Here is an 18,539-nt window from a genome sequence, read left to right as displayed (position 1 = left end):
ATGTCGCAGGAACTCGCCGCAACATTGACCGATCCCGCCACGATCATGGCGGTGCTTGTCGCCATCGCCGTCTTCGCCACCTTCTACACGCTTGCCGTTCCCTTTTTCGAGCGTGGCGATCTCAACAAGCGCATGAAGGCGGTTTCGACCGAGCGCGAGCAGATCCGCGCCCGCGAGCGCGCCCGCCTGAACGCCGATGCCGGCAGCAAGGCCACGCTCAGGAGCCAGAACAACCGCTCCGTCCGCCAGATCGTCGAGCGTTTCAACCTGCGCAAGGCGCTGGTGGACGACAACACCATGAACAAGCTGCGCGCGGCCGGCCTGCGCTCGGAAAACGCGCTGAACACCTTCCTCGTCGCGCGCTTTCTCCTGCCGTTTCTGTTCCTGGCCGTCGCCGCCTTCTGGATGTTCGGCCTCGGCAACCTTGCCGACAAGGGCCTGCCGATACGGCTCTTCATCGTCATCGGCATCGCCTATGTCGGCTTCTACGCGCCCAACATCTATATCTCCAACCGCATGGGCAAGCGCCAGCACTCCATCAAGCGCGCCTGGCCGGACGCGCTGGACATGATGCTGATCTGCGTGGAATCGGGCATTTCCATCGAAGCGGCCATGCGCCGCGTCTCCGAGGAGCTCGGTGAACAGTCGCCGCCGCTTGCGGAAGAAATGGTGCTGACGACGGCCGAGCTCTCCTTCCTGCCGGATCGGCGCGTGGCGCTCGAAAACCTGGCAACCCGCACCCAGATCGATCTCGTCCGTTCGGTCACGCAGGCGCTCATCCAGGCGGACCGTTACGGCACGCCCGTCGCGACGGCCTTGCGCGTGCTTGCGCAGGAAGGCCGCGACGAGCGCATGAACGAGGCGGAAAAGAAGGCGGCCGCCCTGCCGCCCAAGCTCACCGTGCCGATGATCCTCTTCTTCCTGCCGGTGCTGGTCGCTGTCATCCTCGGCCCCGCCGGCATCCAGGTGGCCGACCGGTTCTGACGCTTGCCGCCGGAAGGGAATCCGGCTAGCGTGCGCCTCCGCGTAACTGGCGAATGAGATGGACGACCATCGGGAAGCGCGGATATTGCTGCCGCTTGCCTGGGCAATCCTCGATCGCTTGAGCAATTCCGGCAGGGCCGGACGCCGCCATTGCCTCGCGAATTGCGTGAAAACGGAGCTTCGCCATGTCTTCCTTCGGCATTTTTATCAGTATTATCAGTGCTTTGATGATCGGCGCGATGAGCCCCGGTCCAAGTTTCGTCGTCGTCTCGCGCATTGCCATTTCGCGTTCCCGCTTTGACGGGCTTGCGGCCGCACTCGGCATGGGCATCGGCGGCGTGACCTTCGCCATCCTTGCCCTTGCCGGCCTGACGGCGCTGCTGTCGCAATTCGAATGGCTCTATCTCGTGCTGAAGATCGCCGGCGGCGCCTATCTGGTCTATATCGCCTTCGCGATCTGGAAGGGCGCCAGCCAGCCGCTGGCCCTTTCGGATGGCGACCTTGCCGGCCGAAGCATGCCGGCGCGCAGTTTCACCACCGCAATGCTGACGCAGCTGAGCAACCCCAAGACGATCGTGGTCTATGCCAGCATCTTTGCCGCACTCCTGCCCAAGGCCGTGCCGGTGGAGCTGCTGCTGGCGCTGCCGGTCGGCGTCTTCCTGGTCGAGGCGGGATGGTATGCGATCGTCGCGCTCGCCTTTTCGGCGCGGCAGCCGCGCAAGGTCTATATCGCCGCCAAGGCCTGGATCGACAGGGCCGCAGGCGCGGTCATGGCCGGCCTCGGCCTGCGCCTCATCCTCTCGGGGCTGAGCAGCAGATAGGTCAGTTGGTACCGGCGGCGGCAGGCGACGTCGCGTCCTTTGCCGCCAGCTTCTGCCAGGAATTCTGCTGCGAAAGCATGCCGCGCAGGTAGGCGACGTTGGCGTCGGCCTGCTGCGGCGAAAGCTCGCGCCGCGCGATCTGCTCGGCCTCGGGAAAACGGCCCTGCAGGCCGACGACGAGGGCCAGGTTCTGGCGCACGCGGCTGTCGGCGGCGGGCTGGCCGGCGGCCGAGCGCAGGTAGGTTTCCGCCGTGCGCAGATCGCCTGTCAGAAGATAGGACATGCCGAGGTTGGAAAGCACCGACGGTTCGTTCGGCTGGATATCGAGCGCGTCGCGATAGCGCTGGCGCGCATCGTTCGGCCGGCCCATCTGGTCGAGGATCGCCCCTTCCGCCGAAATCAGCCGCCAGTCGGGCCGATCGGGCGTCTGTGCCCTGCCGATCGTGTCCAGCGCCTGCTGCAGCTGTCCGGCGGCCGCCTGTGCCTTGCCGTAGGCGGCAAGCACGGTGCGGTCTTCGGGATTGGCGATGGCGACCTGCTGCATGACGGCAAGCGCCTGCGCGTCGCGTCCGTTCATGCGCAGCAGATTGGCATAGGTGACGCCGTTGACGGGATCGCGCGGGTTCTTCTCGTAGGCCTGGCCGACACGGTCGGTGGCTGCTCGCAATTCGTTGGCGTCCATCTGCTCGACCGGCTTGTCGAGCTTCGGGATGGAACCGGTCGTCATGCGATCCTTTGCCGTCGTCGAACAGCCGGCAAGCGCCAGCACGACGAGGATAGCGGCGCTTGCCTGCAGAATACGTTTGTTGAGAGGAGTGGAGGCCGAGACGGGCATTGCGCGATCCTGAATGAAATCGGCGCCTGACCTCAAAGCGGAACAGGGAAAGGCTTTGACGCAATCTTCGCTCCAGCAATAGTCTGTTAACCCTAACAGACAGTTAAGAAACGATTCTGCCCCTGCCTCTAAGGACAAACATGGCCCCCTTCCAGTTCATCGAGAGACCGACTCCCTTCAACACCAAGGGCGGTTCGACGTTGCCGATCTTCGCTGTGACGCCCGCCCATATCGAAACCGGCACGATCGATCCGATCGCGCTCGATTGGGCGCGCAAAGCCGGCTACAAGGCGGAAAGCGGCTCGCTGCTGCTGATCCCGACGGAGGACGGCCATCTCGGCGGTGCGCTCTTCGGCCTCGGCACCAACCCGTCGGAACAGCCCTACATCACCGGCAAGCTCGCCCGCGCGCTTCCTGCCGGCGACTGGCACATCGAGACCGCGCCGCTGACGGCCAACCGCCTGACGCTTGGCTTCGGCCTCGGCAGCTACCGGTTCGACCGCTACAAGTCCGAAAAATCCGCCGCCCCGACGCTGATGATTCCGCGCGACGCCGACGGCAACGAGATCAAGCGCCAGCTCGCCGGCGTCTTCCTCGCCCGCGACCTCATCAACACGCCGACCAACGACATGGGGCCGGAGCAGCTTGAAGCGGCGTTCCGCGGTCTTGCCGATCACTACAAGGCCGAGATGTCGGTCATCATCGGCGACGACCTGCTCAAGGAAAACTTCCCGCTGGTCCACACCGTCGGTCGCGCCAGCGCCGATGCGCCGCGCCTGCTGGAGCTGCGCTGGGGCAAGAAGGGCCACCGCAAGGTTACGCTCGTCGGCAAGGGCGTCTGCTTCGATACCGGCGGCCTCGACATCAAGCCGGCGTCCTCCATGCTGCTGATGAAGAAGGACATGGGCGGTGCCGCAAACGTCATGGGCCTCGCGCTCATGATCATGGACGCCAAGCTGAAGGTCGATCTGCGCGTCATCATCCCGGTCGTCGAGAATTCCATCTCGTCGAACGCCTTCCGTCCCGGCGATATCTACAAGAGCCGCAAGGGGCTGACCGTCCAGATCGACAATACCGACGCCGAAGGCCGCCTGATCCTGGCCGACGCGCTCGCCTATGCCGACGAGGAAGAGCCGGACCTGCTGATCGACATGGCCACGCTGACGGGTGCTGCCCGCGTCGCGCTCGGCCCCGACCTGCCACCTTTCTTCACCGACGACGAGAACCTTGCCCACGACCTGATGGAAGCAAGCCTCGAAACCGACGATCCACTCTGGCGCATGCCGCTCTATGCCGGCTACGAAAAGGATATCCGCGCCAAATTCGCCGATATCACCAATGCCCCGGCCGGCGGCATGGCCGGCGCCATCACCGCCGCACTTTTCCTCAAGCGCTTCGTCGGCAAGGCCAAGAGCTGGGCGCATTTCGATATCTTCGGCTGGGCGCCGAACGAGCGCGCCCATTCGCCGGGTGGCGGCGAGGCGCAGGCGATCCGCGCACTCTACCGTCATATCCGCCACAGTATACGCTGAGCATGTCGCGCAAAAGTGTGAAGCGGTTTTGCGACAACGACATGCGAGACAAAAGCTTCGCTGAGCCTCGTCGTTAAAATTTTATTCACCTTGCGAGGCGGCATTCCGTGCCGCCTCTTGCCTGTGCCGACCAACTGCCGGAAAATGAAACGTTAGCGTAACGATTTCCGGAGGGGCCGTGCCGATCGAACTGACCGCCTCACAGGCGCTTGGCCTCTGGCATGGCGTGGCGCTGAACCAGGTTCGCCACGACAACAGAGATTTGACGTTGCGCCAGATGGCGATCCTGCTGCATATCTATCTCGTGCCGCCGCCGCATACCGTGCGCGGGCTGGCCGCGACGCTGAACGTGACGAAACCGGTCATCACGCGCGCGCTGGACACGATGGGCGAAATGGGCCTCGTCGACCGCGTCCGCGACGATGCCGACCGCCGCAACGTCATCATCAAGCGCACCGTCGGCGGCGCGCTCTATCTTGAAAAGCTCGGCGACCTCGTGCGCGAGCAGGGTCGCAAGCTTCCGGTCTGAACGGCCGCTGAAAGGGAATGCCATGACGATGCTCGATCGCCGCCTCCATGCCTACCGCCCGGACCTGGCGGAAGCCGGCCTTGAAGGCAAGGTCGAGGCGGCGCGTTTTGTCAGCGGCACGCCGGCCCGCGTCTGCGTCCCGGTCGTCGCCCTGCGTCCTGAACCCGATCTCGCCCGCGGCATCGACACCGAACTGCTCCACGGCGAGGATGTCACGATATTCGATCGCGCCGGCGGCTGGTGCTGGGTCAAGGCCGTATCCGACGGTTATGTCGGCTATGTGCCGGAGGATGCAATTGCAGAAGCCGCGCCTGCGCCGACCCACATGGTCATTGCCCAGCGCACCTTCCTCTATCCCGAGCCGGAACTGCGCAAACCCTACAGGGCGGTGCTGTCCATCGGCAGCCGTGTCCACGTTTCGGGCGAAGCGGAAGCCCGCGGCAATCGCTATCTGGTGCTTGCCGACGGCACGGCGATCTTCTCGAAACACCTGCTGCCGCTCGGGGCGCTGGACGGAGAAGATTATGTCGCAATCGCCGCCCGCTTTCTGGAAGTGCCCTATCTCTGGGGCGGCCGTTCCGGCCTCGGCGTCGATTGCTCCGGCCTCGTCCAGCTGGCGCTGCGGATGACCGGCAGAAACGCGCCGCGCGATACCGACATGCAGGCGGAGGGCCTTGGCGAGCCGATCGAACGCGCGGATGTGCGCCGCGGCGATCTGGTCTTCTGGAAGGGGCATGTCGCCATTTTCGAAGACGCAGATACGATCATCCACGCCAACGGAAACACGATGACCGTCGCGCGCGAGAATTTCGCAGCCGCCGTCGAGCGCATCGGCTGGCTCTACGAGCAGCCGACCGGCTATCGCCGGCCGTTCTGACCCTGGCTGCGATCGTCAGGCTGCCGGCGGTTCCGGCCAGTCCCTGATGCCGCCCGTCCATTCCTCGAACGCTTTCGAAAGCTTCAGCACGCGCATGTCGTCGAAGCGCGGGCCGACGATCTGCAGGCCGATCGGCATGCCCTTGGCGAATCCGCAATTGATCGACGAGGCCGGCTGCTCCGACATGTTCCATGGCACCGTGAAGGCGATATGTTCGAAGGGCAGTGCGGGATCGTTGGTCGGCGAGGCCCACTCGGCCGGATAGGACACGATCGGGTTGGTCGGCGACAGGACCGCATCCACTTCGGTGAACAGCCGCCCGCAGGCCTTGCGCATCTCGATCGTCTGGTTGAAGCCCCTGACGGCATCGACCCCGCTGACATCGGCGCCGCCCTTTGCCCATTCGTAGATATAGGGAAGGATGCTCGCGCGGCGCTCCTCGTCGAGCCCGGCAATGTCGCCCCAGAAGCGGGCGCGCCAGAAATTGTCGAGCCCGTCCAGCATGGCGCGCGTCAGCACCGGTCCGGCCGGGACGATCGTCGCTCCCGCCTTCTCGAAAAGCAGCGCGGCCTGCTCGACGGCGATCCCCACCTCCTCATCGACCGCAAGGCCGCAGCCGGCGTCGAGCATCAGCCCGATCCGCATTCCGTTGAGATCGATGCCGAGATCCATCCAGTCGAAATCGTTGGGCGGCAGGCTGGTGCCGTCCCGCCAGTCGGGGCGCGACAGGGTCGCCATCGCATAGGCGGCATCCTCGACGCTGCGGGTCATCGGTCCCGCGCACCGGCCGACATAATAGGGATCGACGGGAATGCGCCCCTGGCTCGGTTTGAAACCGAAGATCCCCGTCCAGCCCGCCGGCAGGCGCACCGAACCGCCGATATCGGTGCCGATATGCAACGGCCCGTAGCCGGCGGCGGCGGCGGCAGCGGCCCCGGCGCTCGAGCCGCCGGGGTTCCGGGTGACGTCCCAGGGATTGCGGCTGAGGTGATGGAAGCTCGAAAGGCCCGATGAGAGCATGCCGTAGTCGGGGCAGGTCGTCTTGGCGAAGATGATCGCGCCGTCCTCGCGCAGCCGCGCCGCCGCCGGCGCATCCGCCTCCGCCGGTTTCAGCTCCACCGCCTTCGTGCCGAGCGGCACCGGCTGGCCCTTGGTGGCGATCAGTTCCTTCAGCGTGACGGGTATGCCGTCCAGCGGACCGAGCGTTTTGCCCTTCGCCCAGCGCTCGGTCGCCGCCTTCGCCTGCGCGCGTGCGGCCTCGGGGTCGTAGAGGTAAAGGGCCGAGATCGCCGGTTCCCAGCTGTCGATGCGCCTTTCCAGGGCAAGCCAGTAGTCGAGCGGCGAGAGGCTCTTGTCGGCGAAGCGTCGCCTGAGTTCGCGGATGGTGAAAGCGGTATCTGGCATGGTCTGGTCTTTCGGGCGTTCGTCTTGGGAGGACATCACCGGCTCGCCTCGCGCGGGTCGAGAAGGTCGCGCAAGCCGTCGCCCAGCATGTTGAAGCCGAAGACGGTCAGCGCGATGGCAAGGCCGGGCAGGATTGCCAGCCACGGGGCGAGCGAAAGGAAAGTCTGGGCGTCGGCCAGCATGCGTCCCCAGGTCGGCGCCGGCGGCGCCATGCCGAGGCCGAGAAAGGACAGGCCGGCCTCGGTGAGGATCGCAAGCCCAAGCTGGATCGCCGCATGCACGATGATCTGGCTCACGATGTTCGGCAGCACATGCCGCACGGAAATCGTGAAGCGGCTGTTGCCGATCGCCTGCGCTGCCAGGACATAGTCGCGGCTCCATGCCTGCAGCGAAGTGGCGAGCGTCACCCGCGCAAAGACCGGCACCATGAAGACGGCAATGGCCGTGATCGCGGTAAGGCGCCCCGGTCCGAGAAAAGCGCCGAGGATCATGGCAGACAGGATCGGCGGCAGCGCGAAGATCACGTCGCAGGCGCGCATCAGGAGCGCCTCGTAGGGGCCGCGGATCGCGGCTGCCGACACGCCCGCGATCGAGCCGAGCGCGCCGCCGACGGCAACCGCGGTGACGGCGATCGACAGCGAATTCCAGCAGCCGACCATCAGCATGGAGAGAACGTCGCGGCCGAACTGGTCGGTGCCGAGCAGGCCGAAGGCCAGCGGCGGCTGCAGCTTGTGGATGATCTGCATCCGGGCCGGCGGCAGTGGCGTCCAGACAAGAGAAAGCAAGGCGATGGCGGCCAGAAAGCCGACGATGACAATCCCGGCGACGAGGTTCTTTCGCCGGCTGAACCGGAAGCTTCGGCGTTGCGAAATGGCGGAAGAGGAGACGATGGGTGCCATCATGCCGCCTTCCGCATGCGCGGGTCGATCGCGAGATAGGAGAGATCGACGATGAAGTTCATGACGATGACGAGCGCCGCGAAGAACAGCACGACATCCTGCATCACGACGATGTCGCGTTGCGACAGGGCCTGGAAGGCAAGCCGCCCGAGCCCCGGCAGGTTGAAGACGTTTTCGACCAGGACGGCGCCGGCGACGAGGAAGGTGAATTGCAGCCCGAGGATGGTGAGGATAGGCACCAGCGCGTTCGGCACGATATGCCGCCAGAGCACGGTCCTGCTCGCCAGTCCCTTGGCGACGGCCGTGCGCGCGAAATCCTCATGCATCGTGTCGAGCACGGCCGACCGCGACACCCGCGTCAGCACCCCGGCCTGCGGCAGGGCAAGCGCCACGGCCGGCATGAGCAGGGCCTGCAGGGCCGGCAGAAAACCTCCCTCCCATCCCGGAAAGCCGCCCGCCGGCATGAGGCCGAGCGTCGTGGAAAACAGGATGACGAGCAGCAGCGCAACCCAGAAGGCCGGCACGGCGATGCTGATTTGCGAGAAGACGGTGGCGACGGCATCGACGATCCCGCCGCGCCGCGCCGCCGCCGATACGCCGAGCGGCAGTGCGATCAGCACCGAGAGCAGGATCGCCATCAGCGCGAGCGGCAGCGTCACTGCCAGCCGTTCGACGATCAATCCGCCGACCGGAACCCCGTAGGTGTAGGACTGCCCGAGATTGCCCGAGAAAACGCCGGCAAGCCAATGCCCGTAGCGCAGCAGGAGCGGCTGGTCGAGGCCGAGTTCGTGCCGCAGTGCCGCCAGGGTCTCGGGGCTTGCCGAGGTGCCGAGCATGATCGAGGCCGGATCGCCGGGCAAGAGGTCCATGACGGCGAAGATCACCAGCGACACGACGAGAAGAGTGAGGACGAGGCCGGCGAGGCGGCGGGTAAGCAGTGCGATCATCTGGTCTTCGTCACCCTGTCAGCCGCCGCTCGCACGTGATCTCTACTCTTCCCAGGAAACGTTGCTGAGAACGTTCGACGGGATCGGCTCGTTCTCCCACAGGCCCTTCAGCTTCTTGTCCCAGACGCCGAGCTTGGGCATGACGAAAAGGTAGAGCGCCGGCACGTCCTCGGCCAGGATCTTCTGCGCCTCGCCGTAGATCTTCGCCTGCGCGGACGGATCGGTGGTCTCCTGCACCTTCTTCATCAGGTCGTTGAAGACGGGGTTCTTGTAGTTGAAGTAATAGGGATCGCGCGAATAGATATCGATGTCCATCGGTTCGGCATGGGCAACGATGGTCATGTCGTAGTCGCGGCTCGTCATGACGTCCTTCACCCATTTCGCCGGGAATTCCGTCGGTTCGATATTCATCGTCACGCCGATTTCGGCCAACATCGCCTGCATTACCTGTGCGCTGCGCGGCGCATAGGCCATCTGCGGCGATTTGATCGTGAAGGTGAAGCCGTTCGGATAGCCGGCCTCCGCAAGCAGGGCCTTCGCCTTTTCGACATTGTAGGGCAGCACACCCGTCATGTCCTGGTAGCCCGGATCGTTCGGCGTGTAGTGGCTGCCGATCGCCGTGCCGAGGCCGGACCAGGCGCCGTCGATCACGGTCTGGCGGTCGATCGCCATCATCAGCGCCTGGCGCACGCGTTTGTCGTCGAAAGGCTTGCGGGCATTGTTCATGCCGGCCACGACCTTGAGCTCGGTATTGCCGATCCGGGTCGTCAGGCGCGCGTCGCCGTCGAACGAGCTCATCAGTTCCGGTGCCGCGAATTCCGGAAAGGCGTCGAGATCGCCGGATTTCAGCGCGGCTGCCTGTGCCTGCGGATCGCTGATGAAGCGGAAGGTGACTTTGTCGAGCTTGGCCGCGCCGTCCTTGTTCCAGTAGTCGGGATTCCTGACGAGTTCCACATGGTCGCCCTTGGCCCAGGCCGAGAATTTGAACGGGCCGGTGCCGACGGGCGTCGTCTTGTCGTTGTCGGCCGATTTCGGTCCGACCATGACGGAAGCCGGCCAGCCGAGCCAGTAGATCAGGCTGCCGGTCGGCGCGGACAGATGCAGCACCAGCGTCTCGGCGTCAGGCGTGTCTATCGAGGCGATGGAGGCAAAGAAACGCTTCTGCGGATTGACGGAATCCTTGCCGCGGGCACGGTCGAGGGCGAACTTGGCGGCAGCGGAATCGAAGGCTTCGCCGTCGTGGAACGTCACGCCGGCCTGCAGCTTGAACGTATAGGTCAGCCCGTCAGGGGAAATCTCCCAGCTCCTGGCGAGCTGCGGCCGTAACTTGCCGGTCTCGTCGATGCTGACAAGGCCTTCGAAAATGTTCTGCCACGTGACCTGGCCGATGGCGACGGGGGCGGCGATCGTCGGGTCGAGGCCGGCCGGCTCGACGCTCATGCCGAGACTGAGGCTGGTCTTGGCGGCCTGCGCCGGCGTCAGCGCCAGCATCGCGATGCCGGCAGAAAGCGCGGCGCCCATGGAAAGACGCCTCACGGCGAGCGATAGCTTGATCATCCTGTTCCCCTGTCCGGATCCGCTGCTTGGCGGCCCCCTTTTCGCGTAGAGTGACACTATGCCAGTGCACACACAATGACGATTTTGTGTGCTCAGTGTAGCCGAAAAAGCTACACAGCAATTCCTGGCGCAATGCAAGCCCGGGGACTTTACTCTTTGCCGCCGGCCCTGCCGCTTGCCCGCTCGCGCATGAAGCGCTCGATAAAGTCGAGCAGCTTGGTGGCGGCAAAGGAAAGCTGCCGGTCGGGTGCGACGCACAGATCCACATGCGTGCGAATGCCGCTCTTGCCGGCAAGCGGAATGGCCAGGAGCTGCCCGGCTTCGATCTCGCGGCGGACGGTCAGCGCCGGAAGCAGCGTCACGGCCGCACCGCTGAGGACCAGTTCCTTCAGCATCTCGAGCGAACTCGTCACGAAGACCGGATCGAGGCTCAGCCCTTCCTTCTCGAACAGCGCGTCGAAGGCCTGGCGGAAGCCGAAGGATTGGTCGGGCAGCGCCAGCGCGTAGTCGGCCAGTTCTTTCAGCGCGATATCCGCGCGTGTCGCTGCCGGATGGCCCGGCGCCGTGATGAGATCATAGGTGATCTCCGAGCGCAGCCGCACCTTGGTGCCGGATATCGGCGGCGCAAACAGCGTCACCGCAATGTCGGCCTCCGCGCTGTTGACGGCTTCGACGGCGGCGCGCGCACTGGTGATCGTCACGGCAAAGCGCAGCTTCGGATATTTCAGGCTGAATTCGGCCAGTGCGGGCGCAAGCAGGTTGGCGACGGTCGCGCCGTTGGCGTAGATGCTGACACGGCCGCGCTGCAGGCCTTTCAGGTCCTCGATCAACTGCTGCACATGGTCGAGTTCGCGCAGCGTCCGCCCGGCGCGCGCCGCCAGCAGCTCGCCCGCTGCCGTCAGCTTGACGCCGCGGGCGCTGCGTTCCACGAGCGGGGCACCGAAATGGTATTCGAGGTTTTCGATCTGCCGGCTGATGGCCGTCGGCGCGACATTCAGGTTTTCGGCTGCCTGGCGCATGGAGTTGGTTCGCACCAGCTCGTCGAAATACATCAGCGCCCGAATCTGCATGTACCGCTCTCCGCCGTCAGGCTGTTTTGACCTAGTCTAGGCAATTAGCGCATGGCCGCATAGTGGTCGCGCCAGGCAGGCAGGGCACCCGGCACAGGAAGCGCCGTCGCCTCGTAGACGCCGCGCGCGATCGCCCGCGCCATGACGATCCCGGCCAGATGGCACAATTCCATCAGGCTTGCCATATCGTTGCGCTTCTGCCGCCCCGTGGAGGCCGCAAAAATCGTATCGCCGTCGAGCGGCAGGTGGGCCGGCAGCACGGCGCGCGCCAGCCCGTCATGGGCGGCGATGGAGAGCCGGTGCGCCTCTGCCTTGATGAGCGTTGCGTCGGTGACGACGGCGCCGATCGTCGTGGCGGTGGTCTTCACACCCTTCAGCCGCAGGCTGTGGTCCGCCTGGTCGGGCATGCCGAACCCGCCAAACTCGCCATCCTGTTCGAAGGGGGCGGCCCAGAAATGCGGGCCTTCGCCGATCGTCGCCGAGCCGACGGCGTTGACCGCGGCGATGGCCGCGATTCGGTGCCCGGCGCTGCTGACGGCGCTCGCCGAGCCGAGCCCGCCCTTGAAGGTCGCGGTCGTCGCACCCGTGCCCGCACCGACGGTGCCGAGATCGAACGCGCCCTTGCGGGCGGCCTTCACGGCGTCGTAGCCCATGTCGCGATAGGGCGAGTGCAGGCCCCAGTCCTTGTCGCCGCCGTTCAGGAGGTCCATCAGGATCGCTTGCGGTACGATCGGGATACGCACCGGGCCGAGCTGGAACCCGCGCCCCATTTCCCGCAATCCCGCCTGCACGCCGCCTGCCGCGTCGAGACCGAAGGCAGAGCCGCCCGAGAGCACGAAGGCATCGACGGCATCGACCACCATGGACGGGTCGAGCAGTGCCGTATCGCGTCCGCCCGGCGCGCCGCCAAGCACGCTGCCGGACGCAATCGCCGGCTCGTCGAAGAGGATGGCGGTAACGCCGGAGCCAAGCGAAAGGTCGCTCGCGTGGCCGACGGAGACACCTTCGATATCGGTGAGCAGATTGAGAAGATCGGACAAGCGCTGGCTCCAGTCTTGAAGGGAAGCGCGCCGATAGGAGATCAAATGCCTCCAAAAGACAAGATGGGCGAAAAAACAAGACCGGCCCGTTTTGCCGGGCCGGTCGGAAATCCCTTATTGGTCTCGAAGCCGCGTTCCGCGTCAGGCATGGATGGGCTTCGGGTGCCGGCGGGTCATCAGGTCGTGTATGGCCAGCTTCACCTCGGCGGGCGAGCTGAAATGCTGCTCGTCGAGATCATGGACATGGAATTTGACGGCGATGAATTTCAGCCGGTCTTCATCCGGAACGACGATCCCGACCGGGACGCCTGCATATTCGATGACTTCTTTTTTCATGCATAGAACTCCTGCCGCGCGGATGCGCTGGCTATGGCGAATTGACTTGTCTGGTACCGTTGAAAGGGGGACGAACGTCACATTCGACAGTTCGGGCGGGAGAGGGCGCCCGGACGGTCATTGCCAAGCACAGATCGCCCAGGCAGTACGGCGAGAATTTCGAAATCAATCATGTCTCGTTCCTTGCGTTGGCGTTGCACTTGTTTGGCCCCGGTAGAGCCCGGGACCGGTTAGGGACCATCTTATTATCTACTAACTTGGTAGAGAATAGCCGATGGCCTGTAAGAAACATATTCCGAAACGTGTCAAAATCTCGACGATCCGAAAAATTTCATTCCATCACATTTCAATTTGCAGGAAGAATCCTATCACGCCTTCGTGCAATCAATGTGACGGATCGAGACACTTCGACATCGCCGAAGCAGACATAGGAAGCCGATCCGATTCCGGCAATGGTGCATTTCGTTAAAAATCGGAAAGCCTCGAAAAGACCGAAAGGATTAACGGCGCAAGCCCCGCCTACCAGCCTTCCCGAAGCACCTTTTCCAGCGTGTCGACGAAGAAATCGGCGCTTTGTTCGCTAAGGCAGAGCGGCGGCTTGATCTTCAGCACGTTCAGGTGATCGCCGGTCGGCTGCATGATGATGCCGAGTTCTAGGAGCCGGTCGCAGATCGCCGCCGTCTCCTCGGTCGCCGGCGCCAGCGTCACTCTGTCGCGTACGAATTCGAGGCCGAGATAGAGGCCGATGCCGTGAACGGCGCCGACGATCGGGTAGGCGTCGATGAGGGCCGCCAGCCGCGCCTTCAGATGGTCGCCGACCTCGCGCGCGTTGTCCTGCAGCCGCTCCTCGGCCATCACGTCGAGAACGGTCATGCCGGCAACGCAGCTGACGGGGCTGCCGCCGGCGGAGGAAAAGAAGGTGCCTTCCTTCTCCAGCGAGGCGGCGATCTCCTTCGTCGTGATGACGGCGCCGAGCGGGTGGCCGTCGCCCATGCCTTTGGCGATGGTGATGATATCGGGCACGACGCCCTGCTGCTCGAAGCCCCAGAAATAATGGCCGAGCCGCCCGTAGCCGACCTGTACCTCGTCGGCGATGCAGAGGCCGCCGCGCTCGCGCACCTGCCGGTAGACCTCCGCCAGATAACCGTCGGGCAACGGAATGCCGCCGGCATTGCCGTAGACCGATTCGGCGATGAAACCGGCGAGGCCCTCGCCTTCGGCGTCGATGGCCTCCAGCACCGGGCTGAGAGCGGCGAGATAGTCCGCCGTCGATTCCGGCCCGCGGAACTGGCCGCGATAGGTATTGGGCGCAACGACGGGGTGAACCCAGTCCGGCCGCGTCGTCAAAGCCCGCGGATTGTCGGCGATGGAGGTGGAGACCGCGTCGCTTGCCACCGACCAGCCGTGATAGGCCTCCAGCAGGCAGAGCATGTTGCGATGGCCGCTATGTGCCCAGGCAAGCCGCAGCGCCAGGTCGTTGGCTTCCGAGCCGCTGTTGACCAGGAACACGGCATCCATGCCGTCGGGCGCCAGCGACGCCAGGCTCTCGGAGAATTCCGCGACGGCGGCGTAGTGGAAGCGCGAATTGGTATTCAACAGCAGCCATTGCTGGCCGATCGCTTCCGCCATGCGCGGATGCCCGTGGCCGAGGATCGTGACATTGTTGACCATGTCGAGATAGGCGCGCGCCTCGACATCGAAAAGATGCTCCTTCCAGCCGCGCTCGATCTGCGGCGGATCTGCGTAATAGTTCTTCTGCGGGCTTGCGAAATGCGCCTGCCGCCGTTCCAGAAGCGTCGCCGTTTCGGGTTTCGGCGCATCGGCGCCCGGCCCGAGCAGCGCCGAAGGCGAGGGGCAGAGCGCGGACCAGGCCCCGGCCTGCTGCGGTGTGGCAAAGAGCGGCGGCTCGAATCCGGCGACACTGCCGAGCTGCAGGCGCAAGCCGCCGAGCGAGGATGTCTCGCCGGAGACCGTGCCGAGCCGCTCGCCGGCGGCGACCTCGCTGCCGTCCTCGACCGAAAGTGCGATACCGTCGACATGCAGCTTCATATCGGCGCCCGTGAGCACCAGATGCTGGTCGTACCAGGTGATCCGGCCGGCAAAGGGCGCGGCAACGGTGCTGCCTGCGGCAAGGCAGATATCCATGTGCAGGGCATAGGTCGCCTGGGCTTTTGCGTGGTGCAGGCCGGCGCGGGACAGGCGATGTTCGCCGTAGCGCGTCGCCGCGATCCCCGTTTCCGCCGCCGCGCGGGCCAGAAGCCGCCAGTCCATGTCGCTCGCCAGCCAGTTGCCGCCGGAAAAATGCGGGCTCTGCACGCCAAGATCGACATAGGCGATGGAGGCCGGATCGATTTCCGGCAGGAGCGGCTGCCAGTCCGCCGTATCGACGCCGGCAATATCGAAACCGGCCGCCTTCAGGATCGCCGCCTCCATCAGTTCGAACGGCACCGACATTGCCGTATCGAAGATCCGCCGTTCGCCCTCCAGGTTTCCCCTGACATAGTCGTTGTCGGGATCGATCGCGATCTGCTGCTCGCCGCTGGCGACGAGGATGACGGCGCGCGCCACGATAAGCGGCCAGAGCGCCTTCAGCTCGTCCTCGCTCAGCGGATAGATTTCGTGATAGGCCTTCACCGCCGGCAGGATGTTAAACGGATCGCCATCGGCCTGATGCAGCAGCGAGGCGCAGGTCACGGCAAGGTCGCCGACCAGCCAGCCGCGGATGATGTCGCCGAAGTCGATCACCCCGTCGGGGACAGGCCGGCCGTGCGCATCCGGGTGGCTGACGACATTGTCGCCCGTTACGTCGTGGTGAACGGCCTGGAGCCGCAGCGCCGGCGCAAGCGGCTGGATGCGGCGCACCGCCATGACCATCGTCTTGGCGATCCTGTCGCGGGCCGCGCTGTCGGTAATGGAGGAAAGCAGCTGCACGGCCACCGGTCCGGCGCGGCGCAGGTCCCATTGCAGGCTGCGGTCGAGTCCGGGATGGGTAAAATCGGCAAGGGCCGCCGCCAGCCGCGCGCAGAGCGCGCCGAGCGCTGCAACCGAAGCGGGCGCCAGATAGGCACGCTGTGTCAGGCCTTCGCCATCGAGATATTCCAGCAGGCGAACCTGATAGGCCTGCTCCCGCACGCTGACGGAAACGATCTCCCGCCCGTCGGTGGAGGACATCACGTTTGGAACGCGCGGCGCATCCGCCTTGGCGCGCAAATGATGGATCGCCGCATTCTGCGCTTCGAGCTCTTCGGTCCGGTAGGCGGCATGGCAGATCTTCAGCACGTAGCGGCCGTCTTCCGTGTCCAGCCGGTAGTTGCGGTCCTGCTGGCTGCCGAGTTCGGACAGCGTGCCGGAAAGCCCGTAGTGAGAAAGCAGGATGTCCGCGGCATGATTCGATTACCTGTTAAAACAGATAATCAAGCACTTGCCGACAGGCAACGGAAGATTGCGCGACAACATCGGCCCGAAAACCGCAATCGATTTTCGCAAAGCCCGATGTGCAGGTCAAAAGAATTGGAGCGTCCCTTGTGCGTCCGAACGGACGCACGGCGCTCTGGCCGCGGATTTGGAGCGAATGCGCCGCCTGCCTCAACCCATGCGTTCGGAGGCGTAGCTTCCGGGGCTTGCCGGGAAGACGATCGTGCGGTTGCCGTTGAGGAAGACGCGGCGGTGGATATGCGCATGGATGGCGCGCGCCAGCACCTGGCTTTCGACGTCGCGGCCGATCGAGACATAATCCTCGGCGCTCTGCGCATGAGTGATGCGCGCCGTGTCCTGCTCGATGATCGGGCCTTCGTCCAGATCGGCCGTCACATAGTGCGCCGTGGCGCCAATGAGCTTCACGCCGCGCTCGTAGGCCTGCTTGTAGGGGTTGGCGCCCTTGAAGCTCGGCAGGAAGGAATGGTGGATGTTGATGATGCGGCCCGACATCTTCCGGCACATCGCGTCCGACAGAACCTGCATGTAGCGGGCAAGCACGACAAGTTCGGTTCCGGTCTGCTCCACAAGGTCCATGAGCTGGGCTTCGGCCTGCGGCTTGTTCTCCTTCGTCACCTTGATGTGGTGGAAGGGAATGTCGTGATTGACGACGACCTTCTGGTAGTCGAAATGGTTGGAGACGACGCCGACGATATCGATCGGCAGCGCGCCGATCTTCCAGCGGTAGAGCAGGTCGTTGAGACAATGGCCGAAGCGCGAGACCATCAGCAGCACCTTCATGCGCTCGCTGCCGTCGTGCACCTGCGCATCCATGCCGAATCTCTCGTAGATAGGCTTGAAGCCCTCGCGGATTTCCGCAAGGGTCGCACCCTCTTCGGAAATGAAGCTGACGCGCATGAAGAACTTGCCGGTATCGAGATCGTCGAACTGCGAGCTGTCGATGATGTTGCAGCCCTTTTCGGCGAGATAGGTGGAAATGGCCGCCACCACGCCGCGTGTCGACTTGCAGCTTACCGTCAATACATAGTCCGTCATGCCCTCTTCCCTCCTTGCGGCCGCCGTCGTGCTTAAATGAAAGCCCCGGTCACGAACAGGCCGGCAAGCTTTCATTTCTGCAATAAATTGCAAGCCGAACTTTCATGCCTGCCGCATTTGCTTTCATGGCCGCAAGCTTATGACAGACCGCGCGCAATTCCGTTCTGCCTGCGCCGTTCGAAGTCCCGTCCTCGCCTTCCGCTCATCCAAGGTCGGCGGCCGGCCGGCTGGCAATCCGGACTTTCCTGCGCGGCGTGACGATTTCGTGGATGATCGCGCCCACGATGCAGGAGAGCACGAGGCACAGGATCACGAAGACGACGGGCTGCTGAAGCGCGCCGATCGGGAAGCGGTTGGCGACGATCCGGAGGAAAGCCAGCGTGAAGGCGTGGGTGATATAGATCTCGTAGGAGGCGTCGCCGAGATAGTTGAGCCAGCCGACGACGGGCAGCTTCGAGAAGTCGATGGAGATGGCGCTGTAGACGATGAAGAGTGCCGGTATGCCCCAGCCATAATAACGGTCCTCGGGCCGCACCAAAGCCTCGTTGACGAACAGGAAGACGAAGGCGACGGCAAGCAGAACCCAGGCCCAGCGCGGCGGCAGCAGAAGCTTCTGGCCATAGAGCCAGCCGAGTGCTGCGCCGGCCAGGAATTCGAGGATGATCGGTTCCCCGTAAAATTTGGTGGCGGTCGTTTCCGGCAGCAGATGGCAGACGATCAGGATGGCCAGAAAGGCCCCGAAGAGCGCCGGCAGCCGATAGTCCTCGCGGATCGGCAGCAGCAGCGCAAAGACGAAATAGAAAAACATCTCGTAGTTCAGCGTCCAGCCGGGCACGATGACGGGCACGATCATCGTCGTATCGACCGGGTTGATCCATGGCAGGAACAGCATCGAGGCCATGAGATGCGGCAGGTCGAAGGCGGTCGATTTCAAAAGCGACGGCGCGACAAGCGCGACAAGTGCCGAAAACAGCGTCGCCAGCCAGTAGAGCGGCACGATCCTTCTGATGCGCTTGCGGGCGAAATCGACCGCCGTCGTGGCGCGCCCGCTGGTCGTCAGCCACATCACGAAACCGCTGAGCACGAAGAAGATATCGACGCCCGTTTCGCCATAGGTGAACGCGGTCGCGTCGATGGCCGGATTGACCTTGGCAAGCTGCAGGATCGCGTGGAAATAGACGACCAGCAACGCCGCGATGGCGCGCAGATATTGCAGCTGGACAAGCATCTGACGTCTT

At 64.4% G+C, this 18,539-nt stretch carries 15 protein-coding genes, 1 pseudogene and 1 riboswitch; of the genes and pseudogenes, 5 read left to right on the top strand and 11 right to left on the bottom strand.

The genetic code is table 11. The features are described 5' to 3' along the window. Together ACU8HS_RS08155 and ACU8HS_RS08150 are read left to right on the top strand one after the other, a co-directional pair. The gene (locus ACU8HS_RS08155) at nt 1–984 is read left to right on the top strand and encodes a type II secretion system F family protein (RefSeq protein WP_112565068.1); all 984 of its coding nucleotides are present in this window, start codon (nt 1–3) and stop codon (nt 982–984) included. A gap of 32 nt (nt 985–1,016) precedes the next feature. Next, nucleotides 1,017–1,096: riboswitch (ZMP/ZTP riboswitch) on the top strand. Between the two features lie 73 nt (nt 1,097–1,169). After that, nucleotides 1,170–1,805 (top strand): LysE family translocator, encoded by a 636-nt coding sequence (locus tag ACU8HS_RS08150; protein WP_112565070.1) that lies wholly within the window; start codon nt 1,170–1,172, stop codon nt 1,803–1,805. A gap of 1 nt (nt 1,806) precedes the next feature. Here the strand turns inward: ACU8HS_RS08150 and ACU8HS_RS08145 are convergent, their stop codons facing one another. Beyond that, entirely contained in the window at nt 1,807–2,640 is an 834-nt protein-coding gene (locus tag ACU8HS_RS08145) for a tetratricopeptide repeat protein (RefSeq protein WP_447015726.1), read from the bottom strand. A gap of 140 nt (nt 2,641–2,780) precedes the next feature. Between ACU8HS_RS08145 and ACU8HS_RS08140 the strand changes: the two genes are divergently transcribed. The 3 genes from ACU8HS_RS08140 to ACU8HS_RS08130 all read left to right on the top strand — a co-directional run bounded on the left by ACU8HS_RS08140 (nt 2,781) and on the right by ACU8HS_RS08130 (nt 5,578). Further along, nucleotides 2,781–4,172, top strand: a complete 1,392-nt coding sequence (locus ACU8HS_RS08140; protein WP_112754111.1) for a leucyl aminopeptidase family protein — start codon at nt 2,781–2,783, stop codon at nt 4,170–4,172. A 178-nt stretch (nt 4,173–4,350) separates the two neighbouring features. Then, nucleotides 4,351–4,701 (top strand): MarR family transcriptional regulator, encoded by a 351-nt coding sequence (locus ACU8HS_RS08135; protein ID WP_112565077.1) that lies wholly within the window; start codon nt 4,351–4,353, stop codon nt 4,699–4,701. Between the two features lie 22 nt (nt 4,702–4,723). After that, nucleotides 4,724–5,578: a C40 family peptidase gene (locus ACU8HS_RS08130; protein WP_113499039.1), complete on the top strand. Its 855-nt coding sequence runs from the start codon at nt 4,724–4,726 to the stop codon at nt 5,576–5,578. A 15-nt stretch (nt 5,579–5,593) separates the two neighbouring features. On the opposite strand, the gene ACU8HS_RS08125 is transcribed toward ACU8HS_RS08130, so the two are convergent. The 10 genes and pseudogenes from ACU8HS_RS08125 to ACU8HS_RS08080 form a co-directional block, all read right to left on the bottom strand. Beyond that, nucleotides 5,594–6,982, bottom strand: coding sequence for an amidase (locus tag ACU8HS_RS08125; RefSeq protein ID WP_447015725.1), 1,389 nt, complete (start codon nt 6,980–6,982; stop codon nt 5,594–5,596). 35 nt (nt 6,983–7,017) lie between these two features. Then, nucleotides 7,018–7,881, bottom strand: coding sequence for an ABC transporter permease (locus ACU8HS_RS08120; RefSeq protein ID WP_113412686.1), 864 nt, complete (start codon nt 7,879–7,881; stop codon nt 7,018–7,020). Further along, nucleotides 7,881–8,828: an ABC transporter permease gene (locus ACU8HS_RS08115; RefSeq protein ID WP_113412605.1), complete on the bottom strand. Its 948-nt coding sequence runs from the start codon at nt 8,826–8,828 to the stop codon at nt 7,881–7,883. The genes ACU8HS_RS08120 and ACU8HS_RS08115 overlap by 1 nt, the downstream gene beginning before the upstream one ends. A 42-nt stretch (nt 8,829–8,870) precedes the next feature. After that, the gene (locus tag ACU8HS_RS08110; protein WP_447015724.1) at nt 8,871–10,385 is read right to left on the bottom strand and encodes an ABC transporter substrate-binding protein; all 1,515 of its coding nucleotides are present in this window, start codon (nt 10,383–10,385) and stop codon (nt 8,871–8,873) included. Between the two features lie 149 nt (nt 10,386–10,534). After that, on the bottom strand, nt 10,535–11,455 hold the full coding sequence (locus ACU8HS_RS08105; protein ID WP_113412603.1) for a LysR family transcriptional regulator: 921 nt from the start codon (nt 11,453–11,455) through the stop codon (nt 10,535–10,537). 44 nt (nt 11,456–11,499) lie between these two features. Next, a complete protein-coding gene (locus tag ACU8HS_RS08100; protein ID WP_113412602.1) occupies nt 11,500–12,495 on the bottom strand; it encodes a P1 family peptidase in 996 nt (331 codons plus the stop codon). Between the two features lie 141 nt (nt 12,496–12,636). Next, nucleotides 12,637–12,831 (bottom strand): hypothetical protein, encoded by a 195-nt coding sequence (locus tag ACU8HS_RS08095; protein ID WP_112565089.1) that lies wholly within the window; start codon nt 12,829–12,831, stop codon nt 12,637–12,639. Between the two features lie 519 nt (nt 12,832–13,350). Further along, nucleotides 13,351–16,215, bottom strand: a pseudogene (locus ACU8HS_RS08090) (aminotransferase); the annotation flags it as partial. Between the two features lie 201 nt (nt 16,216–16,416). Beyond that, on the bottom strand, nt 16,417–17,301 hold the full coding sequence (purU, locus tag ACU8HS_RS08085; RefSeq protein ID WP_112565093.1) for a formyltetrahydrofolate deformylase: 885 nt from the start codon (nt 17,299–17,301) through the stop codon (nt 16,417–16,419). Between the two features lie 202 nt (nt 17,302–17,503). After that, a complete protein-coding gene (locus tag ACU8HS_RS08080) occupies nt 17,504–18,529 on the bottom strand; it encodes an acyltransferase family protein (protein ID WP_113412600.1) in 1,026 nt (341 codons plus the stop codon). Nucleotides 18,530–18,539: the final 10 nt, after the last annotated feature.

This window comes from Rhizobium sp. KDH_Rht_773_N (assembly GCF_052946295.1).
The sequence above is the reverse complement of the archived record's forward strand: the minus strand, read 5'-3'. Positions and strand labels throughout refer to the sequence as shown.

What these genes read in the sequence shown, in the direction of transcription:
- ACU8HS_RS08145 (WP_447015726.1), bottom strand. Translation starts at nt 2,640, where the DNA reads ATGCCCGTCTCGGCCTCCACTCCTCTCAACAAACGTATTCTGCAGGCA.
- ACU8HS_RS08140 (WP_112754111.1), top strand. Translation starts at nt 2,781, where the DNA reads ATGGCCCCCTTCCAGTTCATCGAGAGACCGACTCCCTTCAACACCAAG.
- ACU8HS_RS08110 (WP_447015724.1), bottom strand. Translation starts at nt 10,385, where the DNA reads ATGATCAAGCTATCGCTCGCCGTGAGGCGTCTTTCCATGGGCGCCGCG.
- ACU8HS_RS08095 (WP_112565089.1), bottom strand. Translation starts at nt 12,831, where the DNA reads ATGAAAAAAGAAGTCATCGAATATGCAGGCGTCCCGGTCGGGATCGTC.
- ACU8HS_RS08115 (WP_113412605.1), bottom strand. Translation starts at nt 8,828, where the DNA reads ATGATCGCACTGCTTACCCGCCGCCTCGCCGGCCTCGTCCTCACTCTT.
- ACU8HS_RS08120 (WP_113412686.1), bottom strand. Translation starts at nt 7,881, where the DNA reads ATGGCACCCATCGTCTCCTCTTCCGCCATTTCGCAACGCCGAAGCTTC.
- ACU8HS_RS08105 (WP_113412603.1), bottom strand. Translation starts at nt 11,455, where the DNA reads ATGCAGATTCGGGCGCTGATGTATTTCGACGAGCTGGTGCGAACCAAC.
- purU (WP_112565093.1), bottom strand. Translation starts at nt 17,301, where the DNA reads ATGACGGACTATGTATTGACGGTAAGCTGCAAGTCGACACGCGGCGTG.
- ACU8HS_RS08080 (WP_113412600.1), bottom strand. Translation starts at nt 18,529, where the DNA reads ATGCTTGTCCAGCTGCAATATCTGCGCGCCATCGCGGCGTTGCTGGTC.
- ACU8HS_RS08130 (WP_113499039.1), top strand. Translation starts at nt 4,724, where the DNA reads ATGACGATGCTCGATCGCCGCCTCCATGCCTACCGCCCGGACCTGGCG.
- ACU8HS_RS08125 (WP_447015725.1), bottom strand. Translation starts at nt 6,982, where the DNA reads ATGCCAGATACCGCTTTCACCATCCGCGAACTCAGGCGACGCTTCGCC.
- ACU8HS_RS08150 (WP_112565070.1), top strand. Translation starts at nt 1,170, where the DNA reads ATGTCTTCCTTCGGCATTTTTATCAGTATTATCAGTGCTTTGATGATC.
- ACU8HS_RS08155 (WP_112565068.1), top strand. Translation starts at nt 1, where the DNA reads ATGTCGCAGGAACTCGCCGCAACATTGACCGATCCCGCCACGATCATG.